8 protein-coding genes are annotated in these 6,945 nt (G+C 71.0%); 4 read left to right on the plus strand and 4 right to left on the minus strand.

Annotated elements, in window-relative coordinates; genetic code table 11:
• Window positions 1–128: 128 nt before the first annotated feature.
• On the minus strand, window positions 129–1,082 hold the full coding sequence (locus ACWGR4_RS32415) for a phosphotransferase family protein (protein ID WP_380010603.1): 954 nt from the start codon (window positions 1,080–1,082) through the stop codon (window positions 129–131).
• Between the two features lie 168 nt (window positions 1,083–1,250).
• Window positions 1,251–1,685, minus strand: coding sequence for a mycothiol transferase (locus tag ACWGR4_RS32420; RefSeq protein WP_452131808.1), 435 nt, complete (start codon window positions 1,683–1,685; stop codon window positions 1,251–1,253).
• Window positions 1,686–1,688: 3 nt separating this feature from the next.
• Between ACWGR4_RS32420 and ACWGR4_RS32425 the strand changes: the two genes are divergently transcribed.
• The gene (locus tag ACWGR4_RS32425; protein WP_452131809.1) at window positions 1,689–1,832 is read left to right on the plus strand and encodes a hypothetical protein; all 144 of its coding nucleotides are present in this window, start codon (window positions 1,689–1,691) and stop codon (window positions 1,830–1,832) included.
• 13 nt (window positions 1,833–1,845) lie between these two features.
• Here ACWGR4_RS32425 and ACWGR4_RS32430 read toward each other — a convergent pair whose 3' ends face one another.
• A complete protein-coding gene (locus ACWGR4_RS32430; protein ID WP_380010592.1) occupies window positions 1,846–2,814 on the minus strand; it encodes an oxidoreductase in 969 nt (322 codons plus the stop codon).
• A 57-nt stretch (window positions 2,815–2,871) separates the two neighbouring features.
• Here ACWGR4_RS32430 and ACWGR4_RS32435 point away from each other — a divergent pair, with 57 nt between their 5' ends.
• Complete coding sequence (locus tag ACWGR4_RS32435) at window positions 2,872–3,516, plus strand: TetR family transcriptional regulator (protein WP_380010589.1); 645 nt, start codon at window positions 2,872–2,874, stop codon at window positions 3,514–3,516.
• Between the two features lie 35 nt (window positions 3,517–3,551).
• Here ACWGR4_RS32435 and ACWGR4_RS32440 read toward each other — a convergent pair whose 3' ends face one another.
• Window positions 3,552–4,463, minus strand: a complete 912-nt coding sequence (locus ACWGR4_RS32440; RefSeq protein ID WP_452131805.1) for an NmrA/HSCARG family protein — start codon at window positions 4,461–4,463, stop codon at window positions 3,552–3,554.
• 139 nt (window positions 4,464–4,602) lie between these two features.
• On the opposite strand from ACWGR4_RS32440, the gene ACWGR4_RS32445 reads away from it, so the two are divergent.
• Together ACWGR4_RS32445 and ACWGR4_RS32450 are read left to right on the plus strand one after the other, a co-directional pair.
• On the plus strand, window positions 4,603–5,313 hold the full coding sequence (locus ACWGR4_RS32445; RefSeq protein ID WP_452131806.1) for a TetR/AcrR family transcriptional regulator: 711 nt from the start codon (window positions 4,603–4,605) through the stop codon (window positions 5,311–5,313).
• Between the two features lie 269 nt (window positions 5,314–5,582).
• Window positions 5,583–6,743: a hypothetical protein gene (locus tag ACWGR4_RS32450; protein ID WP_452131807.1), complete on the plus strand. Its 1,161-nt coding sequence runs from the start codon at window positions 5,583–5,585 to the stop codon at window positions 6,741–6,743.
• The last annotated feature ends 202 nt before the right edge of the window (window positions 6,744–6,945 follow it).

The following is a 6,945-nucleotide window of genomic DNA, read 5'->3' on the forward strand; positions in this document are numbered from 1 at the left end:
GGCCCTGGCTCATGGCCCCCTGGCAGCGACAGGAGAGGGAGTCCCCCGCCTGGAGGCAGCCCCGTTTCCCCCTCCACCGGATACCGGCTTCGAGGCCCATGATCGGCGGTGTCTCCTCGCGCTTCGGCTCAGGTCCGGGCGTTCATCAGCGCGGTGACATAGGCATCCAGTCGCTCCTCAACGGTTCGCGTGGTCAGGTCTGGTCTTCCTGCCTCTCGCCATGTCCGCGCCACCAACCGCACTTCCTCCGAGGCTGCCAGGCCGTCCCGGACCAGCCAGTACCGGCGTTCGTTCGCGTCCGCGGCCGGCGCCCCGCCGGCCTGCTCGTACGCCTCGGGAAACCGTAGACCCCACGCCGGGCCGTGCAGTAGCGCGAGATTGACGGAGCAGTGCGCCACGTCGAGATCCGCGGGGCCCCAGGAGGTTGCCGCCCAGTCGACGACCCCCGTGATGCGGGCGGCTGCGGGCCTTGAAGGCGGCGTGTCGAACAGTACGTTGCCCGGCTGGAAGTCCCGGTGCAGAAACCGCCCTTCGTAGGACGGCGGTGGCTTGCGGATGACGTCGACGGCGGCGCGCCAGGCCGCCGTGTCGGCGCCCTTCGGAATCACGACAGTGTCTGCGGTCGTCAACGCCACATACTCTCGGGGCCGCCGGGCGGGCCGCAACGCGTGAATCGCCACGAGTTGACGGGCCAACAGGGGGATGCGCCCCTCCAAGCCCTCGTCGTCGAGGACCGTCCGGCCCGCCAGGTGTGTCATGAGCAGCGACGGATGCTCGCAGTGTGCGGCGGTCGGATCGACCGCGACCAGCCCGGGAGCCGGCACGCCGGTTCCCGGGAGCAGGGACAGGGCATCGGCCTCGCGGTGCAACCAGTTCTCGGCGTGTTCCACGTCGACGAAGGTCCGCAGCACCAGGTGGCGGGTGTTTCCGCCTCGCGTGCGGATGGTCAGCTTTCGCATCTCGGCGGTCAGGCCGCCGTACAGCACCTCGGTTCCGACAATGTGTTCACCGGCCTCCACATGCCGGCTCACCCAGGCCAGGGTCGACGGTCGGACAGTCGCCGCCTCATCGTGTTTGGTCACCGGCCCACCTCATCATCCGGCGGGCTACCCGCACGAACCCTTTGCAGGAAGCGATAGCCGTGCGACTCGCCCCGGCAAGCCGGATCTGCCTCATCACCTCGCTCGACGCTGTCGCGTAGCCCACCACGGGGACCACCGCCGCAACCCGTGGGCCGCGCGGCTCCCTCGTCAGGTGATGACCAGTCGCTGTCGGCCGTCGACGAGTTCGCGAACGGCGTCCAGGTGGCCGGCGTGGGTGGCGGTCTCGGTGATCACGTGCAGGACGACCTCGCGGAGGTTGTCGTACCGCCGGTCGGCGAAGAAGTCCGGCCACCACCTCGGGGCCGCGTCCGGGTCGGCGCCGGCCAGGAAGGTGTCCGCGAGTTCGCCTTCCCGGCGGTAGAGGGCGAAGATCTCCTCGGCCGTCTTCCGGGGGGCGGGCCGCCACGCGTCCTCGGACCCGAGGATCTCCTCGATCGCCGTTTGTTCTCCCGCGGCGACCGCGCGGAACCAGAACTTCTCGTCGTCCAGGGCGAGATGGTGCACCAGTCCCAGACACGTCCAGCCGGACGGGAGTACGGGGCGCCGCAGTGCCTCCTCGTCCAAGCCCTCCAGGATGCCCAGGACGTGCCGGCGCTTACCGTTCGCCTGACCGACCTCGGCGCCCTGAACGCGACCTTCGCCATGCCCGGGGCGGTCGACCTCGTCAAGCGCTGGCAGGGCCGCCACCCGTACAAGGTGGTCTGGGTCAACCACGAGCCGCTGCCGTAGCGTCCCCGAGGCCCTACCGACCGGGCGGCGCCGGCCGATCGGCCGGTTCCGGGATCGGGAAGCGGACGCCGGTCAGGTCTTCCGACAGCTGCCACAGGCGGCGTCCGGTGTCGGCGTCGGACGCCGCGCGGGCCAGGGGCACGCGGGTCGGTGCGCCGCGGAGTTCGGCGAAGCCGTCGGGGCCGATGAAGTCCCCGCCGCGGACATCGGGCGAGGTGGCCGCGTACAGCAGCGGGAGCGCGCCGCGGTCGGGGGTTTGGGCGAGCGGGGCCAGGATCCGGCCGTACAGCAGCCTGACCACGCCCGACGGCGCCGCCGTCTGGAGGTTGGTGGCGGTGTAGCCGGGATGGGCGAGCACGCTGCGGACCGGGCCGGCCGCGGCGCTCAGGCGCAGGTGGAGTTGCCGGCCGAAGACGGCGTTGGCGAACTTGGCCTGGTTGTAGAAGCGCATGGGGGAGTAGGAGCGTTCGCCGGTCGGGTCGTCGAAGTGGAGGCGGCCTCGACGGTGGTTGGTGGAACTGACCGTGACCACCCGCGGGTCGTGTCCGCGCGCGAGTGCGCCGAGCAGCAGGCCGGTGATCGCGAAGTGGCCCAAGTGGTGTACGGCGAACTGGAGTTCGTGGCCCTGGCGGGTGAGCGTCCGGGGCGGCGCCATTACCCCGGCGTTGTTCACCAGGAGATCGATGCGCGAGTGGTCGACGCGCAGTGCCGTGGCGAACGCGCGGACGGAGTCCAGGTCGGCCAGGTCGACGGTGCGGACCTCGACGGAGGCGGCCGGGTGCTCGGCGGTGATCGTGTCCGCGGCGCGGCGGCCCCTGTCCGGGTCGCGTACCGCGAGGACGACGTGTGCGCCGTGGCGGGCGAGCGCCCGGGCCGTGGCCAGTCCGAGGCCGCTGTTGGCGCCGGTGACGACGGCGACACGGCCGGTCTGGTCGGGGATGAGGTCGGCGGTCCACCGCCGGCGTGGTGCTTCCGAAGACATGCGGCACACACTGCCTTCCATGTCACTCGGTGTCAACCATGACTTGATGCGTCATGCATGGCATCGCGATACGATCGGCGGGTGACCCCGCGAACCGAGACCACCCTGGCCGAGCGGAAACGCCTGCTCGTCGCCGACGAGCTGAGCCGATCCGCCCTCACCCTGCTCGCCGAACGCGGATACGACGCGGTCACCGTCGACGAGATCGCCGCCGCCGCAGGCGTCTCGAAGCGCACCTTCTTCCGGTACTTCGCCTCCAAAGAGGACGTCATCGTCCGGTTCTTCGCCGACATGGGCGCCGCGATGCACGCCCGGCTCGCCGAAGCCCCGCCCGACGAACCCCCTTCCGTGTCGCTGCACGCCGCCGTCGCGGCGGCCCTCGCCCCGTGCGCCGGGCACGACGACTACGCCGAACGTGCGCTGCGCGTCGTGCGCCTGATCCTGGACACCCCCGCGCTGCGGGCTCGCTTCCTCGAACAGCAGGCCGCTTGGCGCGACGACCTGGCCGCCGAACTCGCCCGCAGGCAGGGCCTGGACGCCGACGCCACGCTGTACCCCCGGCTTGCCGCGGGCACGGCGCTCACCGCGTTCGACACCGTGCTGTACCGCTGGAGCAGCGGCGACGGCACCGCTGATCCCGGCGAACTGACCGCCCGGGCCTTCGCGGTCATCGCCCCCGCGCTGGACGCGGTCGAGGTCTGAGACTCCGGGCGCCGCGCATGCCCTCGCCCGTCTGCTCAGTCGCGGCGGCCCGCGGCGGCGTCGAACCGGGTCAGCAGACGGGCCCTGCCGAAGCGGTCGAGCCAGGTACGGAAGTCCATGACGCCCGGGTGGGCTTGACGCAGCGGGGCGAGGTCGGTGTCGTAGAAGGTGGCGTTCGCCCAGGTGAAGACCTTCGCGGCCTCGGGAGCGTGTTCCCACAGGACGTCGATCGGGATCCGGGTGTGCGGGACGGGACGTCCGACCGCCGCGCCGAGCTCCGCGGCGATCCGCGGGGCGGTGAGCCGGTCGCCGGTCAGGTCGACGGCCCGGCCCAGGTAGGTGTCCGGGTCGGCGAAGGCCAAGGCGGCGAAGGCGCCGATGTCGTCGATGGCGATGAGCTGCATGACCAGGTCGTCGTGCCACGGGACGTTCAGTGAGCCGTTTTGGAAGAACCGCGCGGGGCTGGTGAAGTCCTCCATGAACCCGGCGGGGCGAAGGATCGTCGCGGGTATGCCCAGTGCGCGGATGTGCTCCTCGATCCGCCACTTCTCGATCTGCCCCCAACCCCGTTCCAGATAGAAGCGGTTCTGGCTCTCCGCGCCGCCGACCGACGAGAACACCAGGTGCCGCACGCCCGCGGCCTTCGAGGCGTTCGCGACGTTGATGCCCTGGTCGAGTTCGTTGTCGTTCGCGGCCTGGACGCTGTAGAGCCCGTACGCACCGCGTGCCGCCTCCTCGATGGAGGCGCGGTCGTCCAGGTCGCCGCAGACCAACTCGGCTCCGGCGGCGGCGAGTGCGCGAGCCGCCGGCGTGGTGTCGTCCCGGACGAGGGCGCGGACGTGCCAGCCGCCCGCGAGCAGGTGGCGGGAGGTGGCGCCGCCCTGGTTCCCGGTCGCGCCGGTGACCAGGACCGTCTTGCCGCGGGAGGGCTTGGAAGGGGTGTTCATGTCTCGGCTCCTGTTGTCGCGGTGGTGCCGCTCGGTCGCGGTGACGCCACCGGGCTGTGACGGTATGACTAAAATCGAAAGTTAGTCAATCACAAGTGTCGTTTGACGATTTCTCGAATCCAGTCATAGGCTCGGGAGTGTGAGTGCCCATCCCGAACGACTCCGCGACCCGCATCAGCGCACCGAACGGGCCGCGCGCATCCTCGACGTCGCGGCGGATCTGCTGGCACGCCACGGCTACCGGCGGGTGACCATGGACGACGTGGCTGCCGAGGCGGGCATCGGCAAGGGCACCGTCTACCTGCACTGGAAGACCCGCGAGCAGTTGTTCGGCGCGGTCTTCGCGCGAGAGGTACTCCGCGCGGTGGAGAGCCTGCGGCGGGCGCTTCAGCGGGACCCGCACACCTGCCTGCTGCACAACTTCGCCCGTGTGTACTTCCTGGCGATCGTGGACCGTCCGCTGCTGCGCGGACTGCTCCTGGGCGACCCCCACCTGCTCGGCAAGTTGGCCGGCTCGCCCGACACGGCCCGCGACGACCGGCACGCCGCGGCGGCGCGCGGCTACCTCACGCTGCTCGCAGAGCACGGCCTGCTCCGCGACGACCTGAGCGTGGACGAGATCGGCTACGCCTACCAGGCGACCTTCGAAGGCTTCCTGCGTGCCGAGGGCTCGACCGCGACGGGCGGCCCGGAGCAGCACGCCGAACTGCTCGCGCGGACCATCCGACACGCCTTCGAGAACGAGCCGCCCCCGAACCTCCCGTTCCAAGATCTCGCCGCCACCACCAGCGCACTGCTCGGCGACCTGATCACCGCCGACCGCACCGCTTTCGACCTGCCCGAGACCTGAGCACACCCGACCGCTTCATGGATGACGGGGACGCTGGTCTATGCGGAGCCGTTCCGGCGGCATGACGCAGTCGGCCTGCGCGACCCCGACGCACAGCGACGCCGACAGGCCTCGTGGGGTGGCTGTTCACCCCGCCCCGACCTCGACCTCGGCTCGGCCGGGCAGTCGAGATCTCGTGCCCGCCGACTCCCGACTCTGTGGTCGCGCGGTGCTCGGCAACGTTCGGGTTTGGGTGCCGGGGAGGTGTTCGTTTCCTTACGATCTCCGGCATGCAGACGTGGTTATTGCGCGCGAGGATGTCGTTCGTCGTGGCCGTGTTGGGTGCGGCGGTGTCGGTCGGAGGCTGCAGCGGCGACTCGGACTCGCGCGGGAAGCCGGCGATCCCCGCGGAACGGACGGGCCCCTCGCCCGGCGGAACGGCCAAGGACGGCGGCGTGGACGGCGCGAAACTGGCCGCCGCCGATGCGTTGATCGTGTTCGAGTGCGGTCTCGGCGAGCCGGGTTCGGAAACCGGATTCAAACTGTCGGCGTGGTCCGCGCGAGACGGTCGCCGATTGGCCGCTGTCCAGGTGCCCCTGCCCGACAAGGCGGATCTGGCGTGGGGGTGCGGGTCGGGCGGAAACGCCTCGTCGGTGCGGCAGATGTTCGATCGCGATCTGACCACCGTCGCCGTCGCGCTGCCCGTGGGCAACGGCACCGGCGCGCGGGCCGGCGCAGTGAACCTGATCACCGGGGCGGTGGTCGGCCCGACACCCGCCGATGAAGGCTTCGGCCGCACGCCCAGGGAGAGCGATGCGGTCATCCATCCCCGGACCGGGGACCTCTGGTACATCGACGCGGTTGCCCACAAGGTGATGTCGCGACCGCTGACGGCAGCGGCACCCACGACCGACCACGGGCCGGATCAGGGCTCCGGTCTGGTCCTGACCGGGAACACCCACTGGATGCCGTCCTTCGTCGGCTCGTCCGGCTTCGCGGCCAACCCCTCGGGCACGTACGGTGCGTTCACGACGTTCAACGAGACCCTTCTGCAACCCCGGCAGGCACCCGAGTCGTCCGCGCGCGCCTTCGACCGGAGCAACGTTCCGGGGACGACGTATCTGCCCGGCGACAAGCCCGCCCCGATGTGCGGGCCGCAACTGTGGCTCGACGACCATCGGTTGATCTGTCGCACCGCCGACAACCTGGCCCTGGTGACCTTCGCCGACGACTACTCCGCCGTCGCGTCCACGCGTGATCTACTCCCGGCGAACGACCGCCAACCCGATCACCCGGCGGTCTCGCGCGACGGCGCCTCCATCGCGTTCCTCGCGACCCAGGGCGACCGGCAATCGTTGTACACACAAGACCTCGCCCCGGGAGCGACCCCACGCAAGGTTGTCGACCTGCCGCCCGGAACACGCAACCGCTACCTGATCGAATGGCGTTGAGAGCCACCACGCCCGCCGACGGCCGGTGACTCCCGATTCCGCGACTCGCGCCGAGGCCGCCGAGATCGTCGGCCGCTGCTCCGCGATCGACGCCGAACGGGCCCTGCCGACACGGGCCGAGGACGCCGGCTGACGATGCGCCGGCCCGGCGCGGCGAGCCGCATCCAGTCGGTCGCGGACGGGCGCCGGTGTCGTGCCGACC

It is taken from the genome of Embleya sp. NPDC055664 (genome assembly GCF_053618075.1).

Excerpts from the sequence above, each read along its gene's own strand:
- ACWGR4_RS32430 (WP_380010592.1), bottom strand. The coding sequence starts at position 2,814 with ATGTCTTCGGAAGCACCACGCCGGCGGTGGACCGCCGACCTCATCCCC.
- ACWGR4_RS32435 (WP_380010589.1), top strand. The coding sequence starts at position 2,872 with ATGGCATCGCGATACGATCGGCGGGTGACCCCGCGAACCGAGACCACC.
- ACWGR4_RS32440 (WP_452131805.1), bottom strand. The coding sequence starts at position 4,463 with ATGAACACCCCTTCCAAGCCCTCCCGCGGCAAGACGGTCCTGGTCACC.
- ACWGR4_RS32450 (WP_452131807.1), top strand. The coding sequence starts at position 5,583 with ATGCAGACGTGGTTATTGCGCGCGAGGATGTCGTTCGTCGTGGCCGTG.